This is a genomic window from Burkholderia perseverans, from assembly GCF_022870505.1.
GTDB classification, from domain to species: domain Bacteria; phylum Pseudomonadota; class Gammaproteobacteria; order Burkholderiales; family Burkholderiaceae; genus Burkholderia; species Burkholderia plantarii.
In genome coordinates, this window is sequence record NZ_CP045094.1 from 738,417 (window position 1) to 760,347 (window position 21,931).

The following is a 21,931-nucleotide window of genomic DNA, read 5'->3' on the forward strand; positions in this document are numbered from 1 at the left end:
CGGAAAATGACATGGCTTCGATCCTGATTACCGGTATTTCGGGCTTTATCGGTCGCTACCTGGCCCGCCACCTGCAGGCGCAGGGGCACGACGTGATCGGCACGACGATGCAGGGGATGGATTCGCAGCTCGTCTGCGACCTGCGCGAGCGCGAGCAGATCGACACGGTGTTGAAGGACGTCGATCCGGATGTCGTGATCCATCTGGCCGCGCTCTCGTCGGTGACCGAGGGCAAGACGCTGCAGTACTACGAAACCAACCTGATCGGCACCGAGAATCTGCTGCTCGGGCTCGACGCGATCGGGCGGCGCCGGCGCGTGATCTTCGTCAGCACCGCGGGCGTCTACGGCAACCAGCCGACCGGCGTGCTGTCCGAGGATCTCGCGCCGCTGCCGGTCAGCCACTACGGCATCAGCAAGTACGCCTGCGAGCGGCTGGTGCTGAACTTCGGCGAGCGCCACGACATCACCATCACGCGGCCGTTCAACGTGATCGGCGTCGGGCAGAACGGCAATTTCGTGGTGCCGAAGCTGGTGCGCCACTTCGCCGAGCGCGCCGCCTCGATCCGGCTCGGCCGGCTCGATCCGGTGCGCGACTACATCGACGTGCAGTCGACCTGCGATATCTTCGCGCGCCTGGTCGACGAGCCGAAGTCGTTCGGCGAGACCGTCAACATCTGCTCGGGACGCGGCACCTCGGTGCGCGAGCTGCTCGACATCCTGATCCGCGTGAGCGGCCACGAGCTGGAAGTGATCTCGGCGCCCGAGTTCATCCGCGCCAACGAGGTGTTCAGCCTGCTCGGCGACACCACCCGGCTCGATGCGCTGCTGCCGCGGCGCCAGGCGCTGCTGCCGGTGGAGGAGGTGATCCGCGGCATGCTGAAGGAAGGCGAGGCGCGCGTGGCGGCGCGCGCGGCCGGCGCGTAAGTCAGGCCCATGCCGGCGCGGTAGTTTGGTCGTTCAGGAGTTGGATAGGGCGCCGGTCGCGGTTCGCACCGGCGTCGTTCGTAGGTTCAGCCGCGCGTTTCGTCCAGCGTCGTCGCGGCGGCGCGCTGCAGCAGCGCCGCGAAGCGCGCGGTCGTGTCGTCCCAGGTGGAGAGCGGCAGGCCGCGGCTGTCGGGCGCCGTGCCGGCGCGCAGTTCGGCGGCCCAGCGTTCGATCGCGTCGGCCAGCTGCGCCGCGCCACCGCTCGCGAAGTAGCGCGCGTGCCCGCCCGCCACCTCGCGAAACACCGGGATGTCGCGCGCCAGGATCGGCAGGCCGTGCAAGGCGGCCTCCACCAGCGGCAGCCCGAAGCCTTCGGCCTGCGAAGCCATGATCAGGCCGTCGGCCGAATCGTAGCGTCGCGACAGCGCCGCGTCGTCGATCGCGGGCAACCAGGTCAGCCGCCGGCCCGCTTCCGGATGGTTGCGCAGCCGCTCGGCCAGCGCGTCGATGCGCCAGCCCGGCCGCCCGGCGATGGTCAGCGCGATCGGCGCGCCGCGCCGCCAGAGCAGGTCCATCGCGTCGAGCACCGCCGCGTGCCCCTTGCGCGGCTCGACCGTGCCCACCATCAGCAAGGTCAGCACCCCAGTGGCGTCCGGCGCCTTCGGCGTGCGCGGCGCGGGCGTCGTGAAATCGGAGCCGAGCCGGAAATCGCCGATCAGCGGCAGCGCGCCGGCGAGCCCGAAGCGCCGGCTCAGCCAGTCGCGCGTCTCGCCCGCCACGGTGGCCGAGATGCAGAACAGCGCGTCGGCGTGCAGCCCGAGGAACGACAGCCAGCGCCGGAAGTCGCGCGAGGCGCGGCGCGTGAACCAGTGCGGGTGGACGGCCGGCAGCAGGTCGTAGACGACGAACGTGACGCACGCGCCGGCCGCCTTCATGGCGAGCAGGTCGTCCATGCGGCGCGGCACGATCCGGCTCGCGAGATCGAGGCCGACGAACACGTCGCCGGCGCGCACTGCGAGCGGGCCATCGGGATGAGCTTGCGGATCGTGCGACGCTGGCATGGCGTCGCCGCCGAGCGTTCGCGCGTAGTCGTCGGCGTAGCGGTACGGCAGCTTGCGCGTGGCGCGCACGAGGCGCACCGCGTAGCCGGGCGGCGGACGGCGCAGCAGCCCCTCGGCGAGCCGGCGCACCACGCGCTGGATACCGGTGCCGGCGTCATGCGCGGCGATGATGGAGACGTCGATCAGCAGCTGCCGCGCCGGTGCCGCCGCGTCGACTGCGTAGCCAGGGACGGCGGCCGACGCAAGCGCGCGCAGCCGCTCGCGCGCCGAGCGCAGCAGCAGGCCGGGCAGGCGGGTCGCGAGGCGGCAGTGAATCCGGAGCGACGGCGAAACGGGCCTAGACTGCGAATCCGGCGGCATCGGGGTAGAGCGGGCTCATTGAAGCTGGCTGTCCTGGTAGAACGTGTAGGCGTCCTCGACCTGCTCGAACGTGTGCAGCCGGCCTTCCACCAGCACGGCGGCGCGATCGCAGTGCTGCCGGATGTAGCTGGCGTCGTGGCTGACGATGATCAGCGAGCGGTCCTTGCGCTGCTCGAACAGCTCGTGGTGGCACTTGGCGTGGAAGCGGGCGTCGCCCACCGCGATGATCTCGTCGATCAGGAAGCAGTCGAACTCGACGGCCATCGAGATCGCGAACGCGAGGCGCGCGCGCATCCCGGCCGAGTAGCTCTTGACCGGCTCGCGCAGGTAGTAGCCGAGTTCCGAGAACTCCTGCACGAACGGCTCGGCGCGCGCGGCGTCGGCGCCGTAGACGCGGCAGATGAAGCGCAGGTTGTCCATGCCGGTCAGGCTGCCCTGGAACGCGCCGCCGAACGCGAGCGGCCAGGACACGCTCATGCTGCGTTCGACGTGGCCCGAGGTCGGCAGCTCGGCGCCGCTGATCAGGCGGATCAGCGTGGACTTGCCGGCGCCGTTGCGGCCGAGGATGCCGAGCTTCTCGCCCATCCCGACCTTCAGGTTGATGCGGTCGAGCACGATACGCCGGCCCTGGCGCGTGTGATAGGCCTTGCAGACGTCAAAAAGCTCGATCATCGCGGCTCCCTGCCCGGGCGGTCGACGCGGCCGGACGAACCGGCCGCGGCATGCATGACGAAGCGCCGGCGCATCAGTCGTGGTGTTCGCGGATGCCGGCCAGCAGCAGGCTCAGCACGCCCCACACGATCATGCCGAGCGCGAACACCTCGAACGTGAGCTTGAGCCGCTTGGGCTCGGTGGCCACGTCGGGCGTGTTCGGCTGCACCAGCCGCTCGAGGTAGAGCTGCTTGCGCTGCGCGTCGTCCTGCGCGTTCTCGAGCGCCGTCATGGCCGCGCCCAGCTGCTTGTCGGCGAACTGCGATTCGAGCTGGATGCGCGCGTAGGTGGCGGCCTTGTCCGACAGCGAGCCCCGGCCGCCCGTGACGTTGCTGGTGGCGTCCTTGATCTGCTTCTCGAGCGAGGCGATGTTGGTCTGCAGCACCGGGATCTGCGGATTCTTCGGGGAAATGGTCTGCAGCTGCAGCAACTCGGTGCGGGCCGCGAGCAGCTGGTTCTGCAGCGTCGTGACCTGTTGCAGCTGCAGTGTGGACTGCTTGTCCGGATCGAACACGGTGTTCGAGTTCCGGTAGGCCGCCATCGCCGCCGCGGCGTCCTTGGCGCGCGCCGCCGCCTGGTCGACGCGGGCCTGCGCGAAGCGCACCGTGTCGGCCGCGGCGCGGTCGTTCATGCGGTTGATCAGATGTTCGCTGATGTCGAGCAGCGTCGAGTTGATGCGCTCGGCGTCGGCGGCCGAGTAGGCGCGCACCTGCAGCGTCGCGATGCCGGAGGTCGAGTCCAGGTCGACGTTGACGATACGGTGTTCGTAGTATTTCCAGAGCGATTCGAAGCTGTCGTCGAACGCACGGTTGAAGTGGCTGAGCCAGTCGCCGTGCTCGGAATACGCCTTGAGGATGTAGTCGTTGCGGTCGAGTTCGCGCAGCGCGTCGCGCGACTGGATGTAGTCGATCACCGGGTAGGTGTCGTCCTGCGAGTGGCCGAGCGACGAGCCCTGCAGCAGCGCGCCCATCACGCTCGGCTGCGACTGGTGCGAGGCCGAGCGCACCACGAAGCGCGACTCGGACACGTAGATGTCGGAGGCGAACAGGCCGAAATAGATGACCGCGAGCGCGGTCGGCAGCGCCACCGTGACCGCGAACAGGCGGTTGACCTTCCTGAGCCGGCCGACGATGCCACGAGGTTTCGGGTTCGACGACGTCACGTTATCTGGTGTGTGTCCCAACTTCTTCCATCCAAAACAGTGAGGTGGTGATCCGCGCGCCGGGCCACGATTGTGCAGCGGCTTTGTGACGGGCGGATGAGAACTCGGCCCGGGTTCGCCGCCATGCCCTGGGCGGCGCCCCGGCAGCAGGGACGCATGGCGCGCCCGCCGGTGGCAGGCAAGGCCCGCGGGCGCCGGCGAACGCGCGAATTCCCTCGCTTCAAGGGAGCAACGATTATATCGACTCGACATGATTGTGACCACATGCCACGCCCGCTCGCGATACAATCGCGGTTTGCGGTTCGCGCGGGGGTGGTCCGTGGCGTTCGCTCCGACGCTTCGTCGGCTCCAGGGTCAATCATCAAGGTGGTCTGGGCGGTGCCGGTTCCCCACGGCGTCACACCATCCGCCGCAGGAACGGTTTCCGGCGTCTAGATGCCTCGCTCATTTCTCGTGCTGCAAGGCACCGCTTCCCTGTTCTTCAGCCGGCTCGCCGATACGCTGGCTTCGCGCGGCCACGCCGTGCGCCGTGTCAATTTTTGCGGTGGCGACTGGTTCTATGGCAGAACTAAGCATGCGCTGAACTATTGCGGAAAATTGTCCGATCTGCCGCTGTGGTACGCTGAGATCGTCAGTCGCGAGCGCATCACCGATGTGCTGATGTTCGGCGACTGCCGCGAGATTCACCGTCACCTGCATCCCGTCGCCGAGCGTTTCGGCCTGCGCGTTCACGTGTTCGAGGAGGGTTACGTGCGCCCCCACTGGATCACGCTCGAGCGCCATGGCGTGAACGGCCGCTCGCTGATGCCGTCCGATCCCGCCGCCTACCTCGGCTCGCACGTGGTCACGCCGCCCGCCGCGCCCGGCAGGCCGACCGGCTACAACCTCTACGAGCGGGTCTTCCACGACATCACCTATCGGGTCGCCAACGCCGTGCTGGCATGGCGGTTTCCGCGCTACCGCAGCCATCGTCCGAGGAACGGCCTGGTCGAATACACCGGGCTCGCGTTCCGGGCGCTGATGCAGGGCCGGCACCACCGCCATGCCGAAGCCGTGACGCGCACGGTGCTGGGCGGCGGCAAGCCGTACTACCTGTTTCCGCTGCAACTGAATTCGGACGCGCAGATCGTCGTGCATTCGCCGTTCGCGGGCGTGCGCGAGGCGATCGGGCAGGTGGTGCGCTCGTTCGCGCGCCACGCGCCGGCCGACGCGCTGCTGCTGATCAAGAACCATCCGCTCGACACCGGGATGATCGAATACCGGCGTTTCGCGCAGCGCGTCGCGGCCGAGGAAGGCGTGGCGGAGCGGGTGGCGTTCATCAACGCGGGCCATCTGCCGACGCTGCTCGAGCACGCGCGCGGCGTGGTGGTGGTGAACAGCACGGTGGGGCTGTCGGCGCTGCACCACGAACGCCCGCTGATCGCGCTGGGCACGGCCATTTACAATCTGCCCGGGCTGACCTGGCAGGGCACGCTCGACGACTTCTGGCACCAGCGTGAACAGCCCGACATGGACCTCTACCATGCGTTCCTCGACTACGTGATGCACCACACGCAGATCAACGGCGATTTCTACACGCGCACCGGCATCGCGATGGCGGTGGCGGGCGCGGCCGACCGGCTGGACCGCGCGGATGGCTGAGCCGAACCCCCGCCACGTCGTGATCACCGGCGCGAGCGCCGGGCTCGGGCGCGCGCTCGCGCTCGCCTACGCCCGGCCCGGCGTCACGCTCGGCCTGGTCGGGCGCGACCGCGAACGCGTCGAGGCCGCCGCCGCGGCCTGCCGCGCGCGCGGCGCCGAGGTGGAGGCGGGCGTGCTGGACCTGCGCGAGGCCGCCGCGACCGGCGCCTGGCTCGATGCGTTCGACGCGCGTCATCCGATCGAGCTGCTGATCGCGAACGCCGGGGTGGCCAGCACGATCGGCTCGGCGGCCGACTGGGAAGGGCTCGAACGCACCGCACGCGTGGTCGACACCAATTTCTACGGCGCGATCCACACCGTGCTGCCGGTGCTCGAGCGAATGCGCGCGCGCCGCGCCGGGCGGGTGGTGCTGGTCAGCTCGCTGGCCGCGCTGCGCGGCATGGCGATCTCGCCCGCCTACTGCGCGAGCAAGGCCGCGATCAAGGCCTGGGGCGATTCGGTGCGCCCGCTGCTGGCGCGCGACGGGGTGCGCGTGACGGTAGTGCTGCCCGGCTTCGTGAAGACCGCGATGAGCGACGTGTTCCCGGGCGACAAGCCGTTCCTGTGGAGCGCCGAGCGCGCCGCCGCCCATATCCGGCGCGGGCTCGACGCGGGCCGCGCCGAGATCGCGTTCCCGGCGCTGCTGGCGTTCGGCATGCGCCTGCTGCCGCTGCTGCCGGCCGCGCTGGCCGACGCGATCCTCGGCCGCCTGTCGTACCTGCCCGCCGAGGACGCGGCCAATTGAGCCTGCTCCCCGGCCTCGTGTTCGCGCTCACGGCGGCGCCGTCGTTCGCGCTCGAGCGCATCGCGCTGCCGCGCGGGCGTTGGCGCCGGCCGTGGCTGTCGTCATTGCTTCACATTCTTGCCGTATATTGCGTCGCCGACCTGACGATGGCCGCGACGTCGCGGCCGATCTTCTCGGCCTGCGCGACGCTCGCGCTCGTCGGTCTCCTCGCGGCCGTCAGCAATGCGAAGTACGAGTCGTTGCGCGAGCCGTTCGTCTTCACCGACCTCAGCCTGTTCAGCCAGTTGTTCTCCCATCCACGGCTGTATCTGCCGTTTCTCAGCATCGGCAAGGTCGTCGCGATCGGGGCGGGCATCGTGCTCGTGATCGCGGGCTTCATCGCCGAGCGGCCCGCGCCGCCTTATCCCGCGTCGGTCTCGCTGCCGGTCGCGGTGCTGGCGTTCGGGCTCGCGCTGCGGGTGGCCGCCGCACTGCCGCTCACGCTCGACGCCGGCATCGACCAGCGCCGCCACGGCTTCCTCGCGGTATTCGTCGCCTATCTGCTGAACGGCCTGCGGCCGGCCACGCTGCGCCGCTTTCGCGAGGCGCTGGCGGCGAGCCCCTACGCGAACGGCGCGCCGCGCCACCGGCCCGACGTGATCGTGATCCAGAGCGAATCGTTCTTCGACGCGCGCCGGCTCGGCGCGGCGATCGCCCCCGGCCTCCTCGCGCGCTTCGACGAGGCGCGCCGCGAGGCGCTCTGGCACGGCGAGCTGGAGGTGCCGGCCTGGGGCGCCAACACCATGCGCACCGAGTTCGCGGTGCTGATGGGCACGGGCCAGGCCGCGCTCGGCTACGCGCGCTTCTATCCGTATGCATTCGTCAGACGACAGTGCGCGTCGCTGGCGGCCTGGTTCGGCCGCGGCGGCTACCGCACGGTGGCGATCCATCCGTATTACGCCGACTTTTTCGGGCGCGACCGGGTATTCCCCTTGCTGGGCTTCTCGCGCTTCCTCGACATCGGGCACTTCGCGGGCGCGTCGCGCGCCGGTCCCTATGTTTCGGACGCGGCCGTCGCCGATGCCATCATCGAGACACTGGCGGCGCCCGGCGACGAACCGCGCTTCGTGTTCGCGATGACCATGGAAAACCACGGCCCGTTACATCTCGAAACAGTTTTGCCGGGGGAATCGGCGAACCGTCATACTCTCGGCGACGGCGCGCCGTGGCGCGACCTGACGGCTTATTTGCGACATATTGAAAATGCGGATGCAATGCTCGGCCGCTTGCTGGATCATCTGCGTTCGAGCCGCCGGGAAGCGGTGGTCTGCTTCTACGGCGATCACGTCCCCGCCTTGTCTCAGGTTTTCGATCGTCTGGACAGCAATCCGGAACACAGCGATTTTTTCATCTGGCGTAATGACGGGACGAAGGGGCCGGAGCGCCGGAATGTGCGGGCCGAGCAACTGGGTGGCCTGCTGTTGCTGGCGACGCAACAACAGGAAAGTCGCATGGATGGGTCGCAGGCATCAGAGAAAACGACATAAAGATGAACGGAAAGATTGCAATTGTTGGGATCGCATGCCGCTTTCCCGGGGGTGCCAACAGTCCGGACGCGCTCTGGAGCCTGCTGCGCGCCGAGCGTGATGCGGTGACGCAGATCCCGGCCGAGCGTTTCGGCACGGAGTTCTATCAGCATCCGTCCAAGCGCGAGGCCGGCAAGAGCTACACGTTCTCGGCGGGCGTCCTCGACGACATCGCCGGCTTCGACGCGGCGTTCTTCGGCATCTCGCCGCGCGAGGCGAGCCAGATGGACCCGCAGCAGCGGCTCCTGCTCGAGCTCGCCTGGGAAACCTTCGAGCATGCCGGGCTGCGCCCGCAGGATCTGCGCGGCAGCCATTGCGGCGTGTTCGTCGGCGTGGCGAGCCCCGACTACGGCAATCGCAGCGTGGACGACCTGAACTCGGTCGATCCGTACTCGGCCACCGGCAACACGCTCAGCATCGCCTCGAACCGCGTGTCCTACCTGTTCGACCTGCGCGGCCCGAGCCTGTCGATCGACACCGCCTGCTCGTCGTCGCTGGTGGCGCTGCACCAGGCGGTGCAGGCGCTGCGTTCGGGCGAGGCCGAGATGGCGCTGGCCGGCGGCGTGAACCTGCTGATGCACCCGTTCGGCTTCGTCAGCTTCTCGAAGGCCTCGATGCTTTCGCCGCGCGGCCGCTGCCGCGCGTTCGACGCGAGCGGCGACGGCTACGTGCGCTCCGAGGGCGGCGCGTTCGTGCTGCTCAAGCCGCTCGAGCGCGCGCTCGCCGACGGCGACACGATCCACGCGGTGATCGCCGGCTCCGGCGTGAACTCCGACGGCTTCACGCAGGGCGGCATCAGCGTGCCGGGCGCGGCCACCCAGGCCGCGCTGCTGCGCAGCGTCTACGCGCGCGCCGGCATCGATCCGCTGTCGGTGTCGTATCTCGAGGCGCACGGCACCGGCACCGCGGTGGGCGACCCGATCGAGGCGCGCGCGCTGATCGACGTGATGTCGGCGGGCCGCCCGGCCGACAAGCCGCTCTTGATCGGTTCGATCAAGACCAACATCGGCCACCTCGAAACCGCTTCCGGCATGGCCGGGCTGCTCAAGGCCGTGCTGTGCCTGAAGCACCGCGCGGTGCCGCGCTCGCTGCACTTCGTGACGCCGAATCCCGCAATCGATTTCGAGGGCGGCCGGCTGCGCGTGGCCGATCGCTACACGCCGCTCGACGCGGCCGGCGACGCGCCGCTCACGGTCGGCGTGAACTCGTTCGGCTTCGGCGGCACCAACGCGCACATCGTGCTGACCGAGGCACCGGCGGTGGTCGAAGCCGGCGCCGCGGCTGCCGCCCAGCCTGCCGCGTCGGCGCCGGCCGCCCGCCGCTCGCCGCTGCTGCTGAGCGCGCGCACGCCGCAGGCGTTCGCCGCGCTCGCCGCGCGCTATCTCGCCGTGCTGGAGCAGGGCGCCGACTGGCAGTCGGTCGCGGCCACCGCCGCACGGCGCCGCCAGTGGTTCACGCACCGGCTCGTGATCGCGCCGGCCAGCGACGAGGAAGGGCGCGCCGCGCTCGCGGCGCTGGCCGCCGGCGCCGCCGAGCTGCCCGCCTGCGTGGTGCGCGGCGAGGCGCCGGCCGATCCCGGCCGGGTCGCCTTCGTCTACTCGGGCAACGGCTGCCAGTGGGCCGGCATGGGCCAGCAGCTGTACGACGAGGAGCCGCTGTTCCGCGCCGCGCTCGACGAGGTCGACGCGCTCTGGCGCGCCGACGGCAGCGCCTCGCTGGTCGAGGTGATGCGCCGCGGCGCGAGCGCGGAATGGCTTGCGGCTACCGAGAACGCGCAGCCGCTGCTGTTCGCGATCCAGGTGGGCTTGACGCGCGTGCTCGACGCGCGCGGCCTCCGCTGCGACGCTACGATCGGCCACAGCGTCGGCGAGATTGCCGCCGCCTGGGCCTCGCAGATCCTTTCGCTGGCCGACGCGGTGCGCGTGATCAAGATCCGCAGCCGCGCCCAGGGCACCACGCGCGGCAGCGGCCGGATGGCCGCGGCGGGCCTCAGCGAGGCGGCCGCCAACGACCTGATCGCGCGCCTGGGCCTGACCGCGCTGGTCGAGGTGGCCGGCGTGAACAGCGCCGAGGCGGTCACGCTGGCCGGCTCGCTGCAGGCGCTGCAGTCGATCGAGGCGGCGCAGCGCGAGAGCGGGCGCTTCTTCCAGATGCTCGATCTCGACTACGCATTCCACAGCCGCCGGATGGACGGGATCGAGACGATCGTGCGCGACGAGCTGGCCGGGCTCGCGCCGCGCGCCGGCGACGGCAGCTTCGTGTCCACCGTGACGGGCGCGCGGCTCGACGGCACCGCGCTCGACGCGGGCTACTGGTGGCGCAACATCCGCGAGCCGGTGCGCTTCGGCGACGGCATCGCGAGCCTGATCGCCGACGGCGTGACGGTGTTCATCGAGGTCGCGCCGCACTCGATCCTGCGCAGCTACATGAAGAACGCGCTGCTGGCCGCGCAGGCGCAGGGCGCCGTGCTGCCGACGCTGAAGCGCCAGCAGGGCAGCGCCGCGACGCTGGAGGCCGCGATCCTGTCGGCCGTCGCGCATGGCGCGGCCGTCGAGGTCGAACGCTTCGCGCCGGCCGCGCCGCCCGTGGCGCTGCCGACCTACGCGTGGCAGCACGAGCACTACTGGCTGGAGCCGAGCGTCGAGGCCTACAACCTCGTCAACCGCCGCCGCGAACATCCGCTGCTCGGCTACCGGCTGCACGAACTCGCGTTCGGCTGGGAGAACCAGCTCGATCCGGTCCGGCTGCCGCTCTTGGCCGACCACGTGGTGGACGGCGGCGTAGCGTTCCCGGGCGCCGGCTACGTCGAGATGGCGCTGGCCGCCGCGCGCGTCTACTTCGAATCCGACAGCTGCGCGCTCGAAAACGTCGAGATCCGCGCGCCGGTGGTGTTCCAGCCGCAGCAGGCCAAGCTGTTCCGCTTCCAGATCGAGCCCGAGACGGCGATCTTCACGATCGAGACGCGCGACCGCATGAGCGACACGCCGTGGACGCTGAACGTGACCGGGCGCCTGCTCGCGAGCGGCTGCACGCTCGACGCGCGCACGACGGTGTCCGGCGCGCTGCTCGATTCGTTGCGCGCGCAACCGGTGCTGGATGGCGCGACGCTGTACGGCGGCACCTCGACGATCGGCCTCGAATACGGTCCCGCGTTCCGCTGGGTGCGCGGCGTGCGGATCCGGCACGAACTCGCGCTGGCCGAACTCGCGGCGCCCGCCGCGTGTGGCGACGCGGCCGCGCTGGCCGCCTACCACCTGCATCCGGCGCTGATGGACAGCGGTTTCCATCCGCTGTTCGCGCTGCTCGGCGCGCATGCCGGCGACGGCGACCACGCGGCCTACGTGCCGGTGCAGATCGGCCGCGTCGACTTCCTGCGCGGCGACGCGATCGAGCGCGTGCTGGTGCGCATCGACCGGCGCAGCCCGCATTCGGTGGTCGCCAGCTTCGAATTCCTCGATGCCCACGGCGCCGTGACGGCACGGCTCGCCGCCTGCCGGTTCCGCCGCGTCGATCTGCTCGGTCGCCGCCATCACGCGCCGTCGCGCTTCGTCTACGCGCTCGAACACCGGCCGCTGCCCGACGAGGCGCGTGCCGACATGCTGCCGGCGCCGGCCGTGCTGCTGCACGACGCCGCCGCGCGCGTCGCGGCCAGCGAGGACGGCGCGCGCCGCGGCCAGCACCTGACCGAGATGCTGCCGTTGCTCGACGTGCTGGCGAGTCTCTACGCGCTGCGCGGGCTCGACGCGATCGACGCGTTCGCGGCGCCGCTGCTGCCCACCCATCCGCAGGCGCCGCTCATCGCGCGGCTCGCCGAAATCCTGATCGAGGACGGCCTCGCGCGTCGCGACGGCGAGCGCCTGGTGCGCGACGACGAAGCCTGCGCGGCGCTGCCGCCGCTCGACGAACTGTGGCGCGGCCTGCTCGCCGAGTCGCCGCATCACGTCGCCGAGCTGACGCTGCTCGCGCATTGCGGCGCGGCGCTGCCGCGCGTGCTGAAGGGCGAACTCGAACGCTCGCGCGTGCTGTCGGCCACCGGCCGCAGCCTGGTCGAGCAGTTCTTCGACGCCTCGCCGACCTGGGAGCACACGCACGCGATCATGCAGGCCTGCGCGATGTCGGCGATCGACGGCTGGCGCGAGGCGCGCCGCCTGCGCCTGCTCGAGATCGAATCCACGCGCGGCGACGTGCTGCGCCCGCTCGCGATGCGCGTGCCGGGTGATCGTTGCGAGCGCACCATCGTCGGCACGGCCGACCAGCTCGCCGCGTTCGACGCCGATGCGTCGCCGGGTATCACCACGGTGGCGCAGGTGACGGGCGAGCGCTTCGCGCTGAAGGCCGATCCGCACGAACTGTACGACCTGGTATTGGTCGATCGCGCGCTGGCCGGCCGCCCCGAGCCGGTCGACGTGCTGGCCTCGATCGGCGCCTGGGTCGCGCCGGGCGGGCTGCTGGTGCTGGCCGAGTCGCGCCGCAACCGTTTCGCCGACATCGTGTTCGGGCTGCAGTCCGGCGACGGCCGCACCGCGTCGCTGACGCCGGCCGAACTCGTCGCGCTCTGCGAGCGCGCGGGCCTCGTCGAGGTGGTGCGCCACGCCGAGCAGGATCTCGAACTGGAGGGCACGCCGAGCCTCGTGATCGCGCGCCGGCCGCTGGCCGGCGAGGCCGCCGAGCCCGACGACGACAGCCTCGACGCGCTCGAGCGCGCCGAGCAATGGGTGATCGTCACCGCGGCCGACGACGAGGCGCCGGTCGGCGCGCTGCTGGCCGACGCGCTGACGCATGCCGGCCACGTGGTCGAGACCGTCGAGGCGCGGCAGGCCGCCGATTTCATCGCGACCATGCCGGCCACCGATCCGACCCACGTGGTGTTCTGCGCGCCCGCGCTGCGGCTCGGCGCCGACGTGCCGGCCGAGCGCCTGATGCAGGCGCAGCGCTCCGGCGCGATCGCGCTGGCCGCGTTGGTGCGCTCGCTCGACGCCGCCCATTACGCGGCCGGCGTGCGGCTGTCGGTAATCACGCGCGGCGGCGCGCCGTTCGACGGCGCGGTCGCGGGCGACCCGGCCCAGGCGACGCTGTGGGGCCTCGGGCGCGTGCTCGCCAACGAGCATCCCGAACTCGGCTGCCGCTTGATCGACGTCGATCCGGCGGCCGGTGTCGAGGTGATGCGGCTCGCGCGCGAGCTGCTGATCGACGTGGCCGAGGAAGAGGTGCTGCTCACGCCGGCCGGCCGCCAGGTGCCGCGCATGCTGAGCGCCGAACGCGCGGCCGCGCGCGCGCCGCTCGCGGCCCACGCGCCGGCGGTGCTCGCGTTCGACGCGCCGGGCTCGCTGCGCAACCTCGAATGGTTCGCGCAGGCGCCGCGCGCGCTCGCCGACGACGAGGTCGAGATCGAGCCGATGGCCACCGGCCTCAATTTCCGCGACGTGATGTATGCGATGGGGCTGCTGTCCGACGAGGCCGTCGAGAACGGCTTCGCGGGCGCGACGATCGGCATGGAGCTGTCCGGGCGCGTGCTGCGCGTGGGCCGCGCGGTCACGGCGTTCGCCCCCGACGACGCGGTGCTCGGCTTCGCGCCGGCCTCGTTCGCCACGCGCGTGGTGACGCGCGCCGAGGCGATCGCGGCGAAGCCGGCCGCGATGTCGTTCGAGGAGGCGGCCACCGTGCCGACCACCTTCTTCACCGCCTATTACGCGCTGGTCGAGCTGGCGCGCGTGCGCCGCGGCGAACGCGTGCTGGTCCACGGCGGCGCGGGCGGCGTGGGGATCGCGGCGATCCAGATCGCGCGCCATTTCGGCGCCGAGGTATTCGCCACCGCCGGCAGCGACGAGAAGCGCCAGTTCGCGCGTCTGCTCGGCGCCGATCACGTGCTCGATTCGCGCAGCCTTGCGTTCGCCGACCAGGTTCGCGCGATGACGGGCGGGCAGGGCATCGACATCGTGCTGAACTCGCTGGCGGGCGAGGCGATGGTGCGCAGCATCGACACGCTGCGCCCGTTCGGCCGCTTCCTCGAACTCGGCAAGCGCGACTTCTACGAGAACAGCCACATCGGGCTGCGTCCGTTCCGCAACAACATCAGCTACTTCGGCATCGATGCCGACCAGCTGATGGGCGTGCTGCCCGAGCTGACCGCGCGCCTGTTCGGCGAGGTCATGGCGCTGTTCGCCGGCGGCGTGCTGCACCCGCTGCCGTACCGCGCGTTCCCGGCCGAGCGCGCCGAGGACGCGTTCCGCTACATGCAGCAGGCGCGCCAGATCGGCAAGGTGCTGGTCACCTATCCGTCCGGCACGCCGGCGCCCACGCGCGGCCTGGCCGCGCGGCCCGCGCTCGCGCTCGATCCGGCCGGCGCCTATCTGGTGATCGGCGGCACGGGCGGCCTGGGCTTCGCCACCGCGCGGCGCCTGGTCGAGCGCGGCGCGCGGCACCTGACGCTGGCGAGCCGCGGCGGCACGCTGGCCGAGGCCAGCGCGGCCGAGGTCGCGCAGTGGCGCGAGACGCTCGGCGTGGCGGTGGAGGTCGCGGCCTGCGACGTGACCGATGCGGCGGCACTCGACGCGCTGGTCGCGCGGATCGCCGCGCGCGGCACGCCGCTCAAGGGCGTGCTGCACTCGGCGATGCAGATCGACGATGGCCTGGTGCGCAATCTCGACGACGCGCGCTTCGAGGCCGTGCTCGCGCCGAAGGTGGCAGGCGCCTGGAACCTGCATCGCGCCACGCGCGGCGCGCCGCTCGACTGGTTCGTGGTCTATTCGTCGGCCACCACCTATCTCGGCAATCCCGGCCAGGCCAGCTACGTGGCGGCCAACAGCTTCCTCGAGGCGCTGGTCGCGCACCGCCGCGCGGCGGGGCTGCCGGCCACCTTCATGGCGTGGGGGCCGCTCGACGACGTCGGCTTCCTGGCCCGCAACGACAGCACGCGCGAGGCGCTGCAGGCGCGTATCGGCGGCGCCTCGATCAGCTCGGCCGAGGCGCTCGACGCGCTCGAACGCGCGCTGCTGGACGGCCGCGCCGGCGAGGCGGTGGTGCGCATCGACTGGCAGGCGCTCGCGCGCGGCATGCCGGCCGCCAACGCGCGCCGCTACGCGCTGATGCAGACGCGGCCCGGCAGCGACGCGTCGCGCGACGGCGGCGACGAACTGCGCGAGCAGGTCGCCGCGCTGCCGCGCGAGGAAGCGGTGGCGTTCGTCTCGGAGACGCTGCGCGCGCAGATCGCGCGGATTCTGCACATGACGCCGGAGCGCATCGCGCTCGACAAGTCGGTGCTCGAAATGGGCATGGATTCGCTGATGGGCATGGAGCTCGGCCTCGCGGTCGAGGAAGTGTTCGAGGTGAAGCTGTCGGTGATGGCGATCGCCGACGGCGCGACCGTGCAGTCGCTGGCCGGCCGGATCGTCGATTCGATCGCGGCCGAGGAGGCCAGCGCCGGCGCGCCGGCCGACGGCGGCGCGCTCGACGAGGTCGCCGCGCTGGCCGCGAAGCACGCGCTCGACAGCGAGGCGAAGGCCGCGCTGAAGGCCGCCGCCAACGATCCGGTGGGCGGCAAGAAGCCGAGGCTCGAGGTGGCGCAGTGACGAGCGCCGTGCCGGCCGGCTGGCAGGCGACGCAGGGCACGCTCGCGCGCGAGCTCGCGCTGGCCGGCCACGGCCTGCACACGGGCCGGCGCGTGCGGGTGCGAATCCTGCCCGCGGCGGGCGATCAGCCCGCCACGCGCGGCATCCGGTTTCGCCGCATGAACGGCGGGCGCGAGCTGGCCAGCTTCGCGGTCGATCCGGCGCTGCGCCGCGCGCAGCCGCTCTGCACCATGCTGCGCAGCCCCGACGGGGTGGGCGTGCGCACCGTCGAGCACCTGCTCGCGGCGCTGCTCGCCTGCGAGATCGACCATGCCACGGTCGAACTCGATGCCGAGGAAGTGCCGATCCTCGACGGCAGCGCCGCGCCCTGGCTCGACGCGCTGCGCTCGGCCGGGCGCCGTGCGCTGGTCGCGCCGAAGCGCTTCATCCGCGTCACGCGCTCGCTCGCGGTGGCCGACGGCGAGGGCGGCGCGCGCCGCGAGATGCGGCTCGAACCCGCGCCGCGCTACGAGATGAGCGTGCGCAACGACCTGAAGGGCTTCGGCGAGATGCACTGGGCCGGCGCGATGACGCCGGCCGCGTTCGCCGCCGAAATCGCGCCGTCGCGATCCTACGGGCGCGTCAAGTGGGCGGTGCCGGCGATCGTCGCCGGCTACCTGCGCGGCGTGCCGATCCTGCGCGGCGCGCGGCCCTCCTGCACCGCGTCGATCGTCGGCAGCCGCGTGCTGGGCGGCATGCGCCTGCCCGACGAATTCGTGCGCCATCGCGTGCTCGATCTGGTGGGCGACCTGGCGATGGCGGGCGCGCCGCTGCTCGCGCGCGTCTCGGCGTTGCGGCCGAGCCACGAAATGAACTTCCGGCTCGTCGATGCGCTGCTGTCCAGCCCCGACGCCTGGGAATGGGCCGAGTTCGCGGCGTAACATAGCGGTCTTGATCAGGCTACGGGCGAACGAATCGATGGGATTGGGAGATCATCTCCGGCAGCAACTCGCTGCGAAGGCGCTCAAGCGCCAACTGGACCGCGTGACCGAGGGCGGTGCCGCCGCCGTGCCGGCGCCGGCCGCGGCGGGCGAGCATGCATCGCCGCGCAGCCGCTTCGAGTCGATGCCGCAATACCAGCAGCTCAAAATCATGCGCGAGATGGGCGAGACGCTCGGCGTCGAGTCGCCGTTCTTCCGCGTCCATGACGGGCTCGCCGGCGCGACCACGCTGATCGGCGGGCGCGAGTACGTGAACTACGCGAACTACAACTACCTGGGCCTGGCCGGCGACGCCACCGTGACGGCGCACGCCAAGCAGGCGATCGACCGCTATGGCACCTCGGCCTCGGCGAGCCGCATGGTGGCGGGCGAGCGGCCCGTGCAGCGCGATCTCGAACATGCGCTCGCGGCGTTCTACGAGACCGACGACTGCGTGGTGTTCGTGAGCGGCCACGCCACCAACGTGACCGTGATCGGCTCGCTGTTCGGGCAGGGCGACCTGATCGTCCACGATTCGCTCGCCCACAACAGCATCGTGCAGGGCGCGCAGCTGAGCGGCGCCAAGCGCTTGAGCTTCCCGCACAACGACTGGCGCGCGCTCGACGCGCTGCTCGCGCGCGTGCGCCACGAGTATCGCAACGTGCTGATCGCGATCGAGGGGCTCTACAGCATGGACGGCGATTTCCCCGACCTGCCGAAGTTCGTCGAGATCCGCAACCGCCACGGCGCGTTCCTGCTCGTCGACGAGGCGCATTCGCTCGGCGTGCTCGGCGCCACCGGACGCGGCATCCGCGAGCATTTCGCGGTGGCCCCCGAGGACGTCGACCTGTGGATGGGCACGCTCAGCAAGACGCTGGCCGGCTGCGGCGGCTTCATCGCCGGCTGCCAGCCGCTCACCGACATGCTGCGCCACCTGGCGCCGGGCTTCCTCTACAGCGTCGGCCTCGCGCCGGTGCTCGCGGCCGCCTCGCTGAGCGCGCTCGAGATCCTGCGGCGCGAGCCGCAGCGCGTCGCGCGGCTGCGCGAACGGGGCCGGCAGTTCCTCGACGAGGCGCGCGCCGCGGGCCTCGACACCGGCACCAGCGAGGGCTATGCGGTGGTGCCGGTGATCACCGGCAGTTCGCTGAAGGCCGCGCGCTGGGCCAACGCGCTGTTCGACGAGGGCATCAACGTGCAGCCGATCTTCTATCCGGCCGTCGAGGAGAAGGCCGCGCGGCTGCGCTTCTTCATCTGCTCGACGCACGAGCCCGAGCAGATCACGCGTACCGTGGCCGCGCTGGCCCGGCTCGCGCGCTAGGGGCGGCCCGCCATGTCCGCGCCCGACGCTCCGCTGCCCGGCTGGACCTTCCGCGCGGCCCGGCCCGACGACGCGCGGGCCTGCGCGCCGCTGATCCTGGCTTCCGGCGTGCGTGAGTTCGGCTTCTTTCTCGGCGTGCCCGACGAAGCGATGGTGGGGTTTCTCGCCGGCGCATTCACGTCGAGGCACGGGCGCTTCTCGTGGCGCCGGCATCGCGTGGCGGTGGCGCCCGACGGCAGCGTGGCCGGCGTGCTGGCCGCGCACGACGGGCGCGTGATCGCGCTCGACGATCCGCACGTGGCCTGGCTGCTGTTGCGCCGCTTCGGGCTGCGCCACACGGTGGCGAGCCTGCTGCGCGGGCTCGTGCTCGAAGGCGAGCTGCCGGCGCCGAAGCGCTTGCAGACGCACGTCGCGCATTGCGCGATCGACGCGCGCTGGCGCGGCACCGGGGTGTTCACGGCGCTGTTCGAGGATGCCTGCCGGCACGGTTCGATCGCGGCCGCGGTCGAAGAGGGGCGCGAGGTGGTGCTCGACGTGCTGGTCAGCAACACGCGCGCGGCCGCGCTGTACCGGCGGCTCGGCTTCGTCGCGCTGGCGCGCGCGAAGCCGCCCGCGCCGAAGCTGCCGCGCGAACTCGTGTCGACGCGGATGCGCTGGCGGCGCGGCGCCTGAGCCGGCTGCGTCCCGCCGCTTTCCTTTCTTTCCTGCCCGCTGCCGGCCGCGCATTCGCGCCGCCCCGCGCCGGCGGGCGGTCGAACTTCAATAGAGCGGATACCAGGTCGTGTTCTCGCCGCGGCACAGGTACTGGTGGCCTGCGCCGGCCGCCAGCGCGGCGGGCGGCGCGGCCACCGAGCCGCCCGCCGCCTGCAGCGCGAGCCGCGTGATCCGGCGCGTCGACGAGAAGCGCACGAGCGAGCCGTCGTAGCCGGCGTTGCAGGCAGGCAGCGTGATCGCCAGTTCGTCGAGCGGCGCGGCCGGATCGAGCAGCAGCGTCTGGGTGCCGGCGGGAATCGCGACCTTGCCGTGATCGGCCGGCACGTTGAACAGGTAGGCCTTGTCGATGGTCTGGCGGCTGTTGGTGATGGTGGTGGCCGCCATCGCCGCGTGGACCTCGAACGGCGCGAGCTGCACGTTCGGCGAGTAGTCGCCGAGCCGGTTGCGCGCCATGTATTGCGACAGGCTGTAGAGATTCGAGGTCGGCACCGTCGCGTTCACGCCGTAGCCGCCGTTGTTGAAGATGTGGCGCCCCGCGTCGATGCTGATGATGGTGGTGGGGTCGTCCACGCGCATGCCGTCGTGGATCGCGTTGTAGAGCTGCCCCGGCCCCATCGTGATGCGGCCCGCCGGCCATTTCTCGACGTAGATCTCGATGCCCTTGCCGCCCGGCTGGAGCTGGCCGGCCGACGCGAACGCGCCGTTCATCACGATCGGCGCGTTCGAGGTGAGCGCGTCGTCGATCCAGACGCCGTAGTCGGTGGCGCCGTCCGAGATGCTCTGGTCGCTGAAGAAGATCTCGCGGTTGCGGCGCGCGACGAGCCGCGTGTCGATCTGGTAATTGACGCCGTTGCCGAACGCCAGCACCTTGCCGAAATAGACGCCGCCCTGGCCGCCGCCCACGTGGTAGGCGATTCTCGAGAACGTGATCGCGCCGTTGTCGAGATAGACGTCGGAGCCCTCGTCGCTGCCCGGCGCGCCGTTCACCATCAGCGCCTCGTTCTGCACCTGCAGGTTGAAGCCCGAGTACTTGAAGACGTTGACGTCGTCGAGCCAGATGCCGTTGAACAGCTTGCGCGAGGATTGCGTGAACACGCCCGCGTCGACGTCGGCCAGCTCGTTGCCGTTCTGCATGCGGCGCAGATGCAGCGCGGCCCCCGCGCTCATCGTGGTGGTGGAGTCGAAGCGCAGCCCCGAGATCGACCAGCCCGTCATCGAGGTCTTGCCGTCGCCGACGGTCCAGAGGTCCGAGCGCGTGTCGCGGCCCGTGTAGAGCAGGATCGTCTGGCGCGCGCCGGCGCCGCGGATCGACACGTTCTGCACCAGCGGCAGCGTCTTGGGCGTGGTGAACACGCAGGTGCCGGCCGGGAACACCAGCGAGGTGCCGTTGGCGAGGTGCGAGAGCGCGTTGTCCATCGCGCGGTCGTCGTTGCTGGTGCCGTCGCACTTGCCGCCGAAGTCGCGGAAGTTCAGCACGTCGCGCAGCTTGTCCGCGAGCGGGCGAGCCACCGTGCCGGGGGCGCTGGCGCGGTACTGGAGTTGACCGAGCTGCTGCTGGGCCGATGCGGCGCCGCTGGCGGTATCGGCGCGCGCGCCGGACGACAGCGCGCCGGCGAGCCAGAGGCCGAGCGCGAGATGGCGAAGCGCGGTGATCAGGCGGAAAGTCATCGAGTCTCGAAGCAAGAGGAACGGGAGCCGGTCGCGGTTGGGGCGGTCGGCTGGATGTTGCGCACGGTGGCTGGCGTCCGGCGACGACAAGGACGGCAGCGTTGATGCGACAGCGCGAGCGCCACGGCGTTCCCGCCGGCCGGCGCGCGGGCTGCGTCGGCACCATGATGGGGCCGACGTGTGGCGCGGCGTTGTCATCGGCGGCGAGGCACGGACGTCGATACGGATGCGAGGAAGGCGTATCGCGACGGCGGCGCGGGCACGCGATTCACGACGCGACGGGTTGGCATGCGAAGCGATATTTCGGGTCGTTGCCGAAATCCTTGACGATCTCGGCACGTCATGACCCGGCCATTGTCACGATGTCGATATCGAGCGGATATCCGGGCCCGCGCGGCGTGATTTTCGCGCGTATCGCATCCTCATTTTGAAAGCGGGAATGTTTCGTTGATCAAAATGATCGGCCCGGTTTTCGTCCGCCTCCGGTGCCCGGCCGGTGCCGCCCCGAAGGGCTGTCGAGCCAAGGCGGGCGGGGTCGAAGCGGTTCGCGCCGGGTGCTTTTTCCCGCCTACCCCATGCCGGTGAACTGTGATAATGTCGCGCGAACGGGCCCGTGGCGGGCTCCTTTGGACCCATCGCGAGACCGTAACATGATCAATCAGGAATTCGACCATCTCATCAGCCTGGGGGGGCATTGTCAGACGGCATATCAGATCCGTCGGCATTTCGGCGTGGACAAGGCCTATCCGCTCGACTGGTGGGTGACGCCGACCATTGCGCTGGTCCGGTTGTTCGAAAGTGGCTTCAATCATATTTTCCAGGAGGAAAACATGAGGGTGGTCGAGGAGCCTACCGGCCCGGCCGTCATGTGCAGCCACTACGGCCTGATGCACTATCACGATTTCGACGAAGCGAAAATCAACGGCAAATATTCGCCGTATCTGGTGCGCACCAAATGCGCGGTCAACAACAGCAAGTTCTCGTACTTGATGACGCGTCTCTTGAACGTGACGGGCAAGGTGCTGTTCGTGCGCTTCGCGCACGGCTGGGTGCAGCACTACCCGCACACCACCATGTTCGACGAAGGCCTGCTGAATCGCTTTATGGCCGCGGCGCGCGCGATGCTGCCCAATGCCGAGGTCAACCTGCTGCTGCTGAACGACTACAACAACCATGCCGGCCTCGACGGCAATCCGTTCCCCGGCGTTTATACCTCGGTCGTAAACAATTACGACGATCAGACCTGGTCCGGCAGCAACCAGGGCTGGACCGAGTTGTTCGAATATCACAACATCCGCTGGAGCGGGGCCCCGGTCAGGCCGGTCGAACTGGCCCAGCCGGAACACGTTGCGTAGCCGGCACCGGCGGCCGGATCGCCGGTGCCGCCCATTGCGCCAATGAAAAACCGCCCCTCGGGGCTAATGCCGTTCAGTTAAGCAACTGAACGGCATTTTTGTTTTGGGGAAGGAGTGGTTGTAAACGCTGCGCTGAAGT

Annotated in this window: 13 protein-coding genes; 9 read left to right on the top strand and 4 right to left on the bottom strand. The window is 70.7% G+C overall.

Annotated elements, in window-relative coordinates:
* Positions 1-11 precede the first annotated feature (11 nt).
* Positions 12-926, top strand: coding sequence for an NAD-dependent epimerase/dehydratase family protein (locus BpN12_RS17875; RefSeq protein WP_246796833.1), 915 nt, complete (start codon positions 12-14; stop codon positions 924-926).
* 86 nt (positions 927-1,012) lie between these two features.
* On the opposite strand, the gene BpN12_RS17880 is transcribed toward BpN12_RS17875, so the two are convergent.
* The 3 genes from BpN12_RS17880 to BpN12_RS17890 form a co-directional block, all read right to left on the bottom strand.
* Complete coding sequence (locus BpN12_RS17880) at positions 1,013-2,347, bottom strand: glycosyltransferase family 4 protein (RefSeq protein ID WP_246796834.1); 1,335 nt, start codon at positions 2,345-2,347, stop codon at positions 1,013-1,015.
* Positions 2,348-2,362: 15 nt separating this feature from the next.
* Positions 2,363-3,019: an ABC transporter ATP-binding protein gene (locus BpN12_RS17885; protein ID WP_246796835.1), complete on the bottom strand. Its 657-nt coding sequence runs from the start codon at positions 3,017-3,019 to the stop codon at positions 2,363-2,365.
* A 73-nt stretch (positions 3,020-3,092) separates the two neighbouring features.
* Positions 3,093-4,220 (bottom strand): KpsE/RkpR family capsule polysaccharide export protein, encoded by a 1,128-nt coding sequence (locus tag BpN12_RS17890; protein ID WP_246796836.1) that lies wholly within the window; start codon positions 4,218-4,220, stop codon positions 3,093-3,095.
* A 435-nt stretch (positions 4,221-4,655) separates the two neighbouring features.
* Between BpN12_RS17890 and BpN12_RS17895 the strand changes: the two genes are divergently transcribed.
* The 7 genes from BpN12_RS17895 to BpN12_RS17925 are packed head-to-tail and all read left to right on the top strand — an operon-like array spanning position 4,656 to position 18,727.
* Entirely contained in the window at positions 4,656-5,861 is a 1,206-nt protein-coding gene (locus BpN12_RS17895) for a capsule biosynthesis protein (RefSeq protein WP_246796837.1), read from the top strand.
* Positions 5,854-6,645 (top strand): SDR family NAD(P)-dependent oxidoreductase, encoded by a 792-nt coding sequence (locus BpN12_RS17900; RefSeq protein WP_246796838.1) that lies wholly within the window; start codon positions 5,854-5,856, stop codon positions 6,643-6,645. The genes BpN12_RS17895 and BpN12_RS17900 overlap by 8 nt, the downstream gene beginning before the upstream one ends.
* A 17-nt stretch (positions 6,646-6,662) precedes the next feature.
* The gene (locus BpN12_RS17905) at positions 6,663-8,171 is read left to right on the top strand and encodes an LTA synthase family protein (protein WP_246797929.1); all 1,509 of its coding nucleotides are present in this window, start codon (positions 6,663-6,665) and stop codon (positions 8,169-8,171) included.
* A 2-nt stretch (positions 8,172-8,173) separates the two neighbouring features.
* A complete protein-coding gene (locus BpN12_RS17910) occupies positions 8,174-15,778 on the top strand; it encodes a type I polyketide synthase (protein WP_246796839.1) in 7,605 nt (2,534 codons plus the stop codon).
* Positions 15,775-16,698, top strand: coding sequence for a UDP-3-O-acyl N-acetylglycosamine deacetylase (locus tag BpN12_RS17915; RefSeq protein WP_246796840.1), 924 nt, complete (start codon positions 15,775-15,777; stop codon positions 16,696-16,698). Before BpN12_RS17910 ends, BpN12_RS17915 begins: the two co-directional genes overlap by 4 nt.
* Positions 16,699-16,735: 37 nt before the next feature.
* The gene (locus BpN12_RS17920; RefSeq protein ID WP_246796841.1) at positions 16,736-18,055 is read left to right on the top strand and encodes an aminotransferase class I/II-fold pyridoxal phosphate-dependent enzyme; all 1,320 of its coding nucleotides are present in this window, start codon (positions 16,736-16,738) and stop codon (positions 18,053-18,055) included.
* A gap of 12 nt (positions 18,056-18,067) precedes the next feature.
* Positions 18,068-18,727: a GNAT family N-acetyltransferase gene (locus BpN12_RS17925; RefSeq protein ID WP_246796843.1), complete on the top strand. Its 660-nt coding sequence runs from the start codon at positions 18,068-18,070 to the stop codon at positions 18,725-18,727.
* Positions 18,728-18,814: 87 nt separating this feature from the next.
* Here BpN12_RS17925 and BpN12_RS17930 read toward each other — a convergent pair whose 3' ends face one another.
* Positions 18,815-20,437: a glycosyl hydrolase family 28-related protein gene (locus BpN12_RS17930; protein WP_246796845.1), complete on the bottom strand. Its 1,623-nt coding sequence runs from the start codon at positions 20,435-20,437 to the stop codon at positions 18,815-18,817.
* A 650-nt stretch (positions 20,438-21,087) separates the two neighbouring features.
* Between BpN12_RS17930 and BpN12_RS17935 the strand changes: the two genes are divergently transcribed.
* On the top strand, positions 21,088-21,792 hold the full coding sequence (locus BpN12_RS17935) for a DUF1796 family putative cysteine peptidase (protein WP_246796847.1): 705 nt from the start codon (positions 21,088-21,090) through the stop codon (positions 21,790-21,792).
* Positions 21,793-21,931 lie beyond the last annotated feature (139 nt).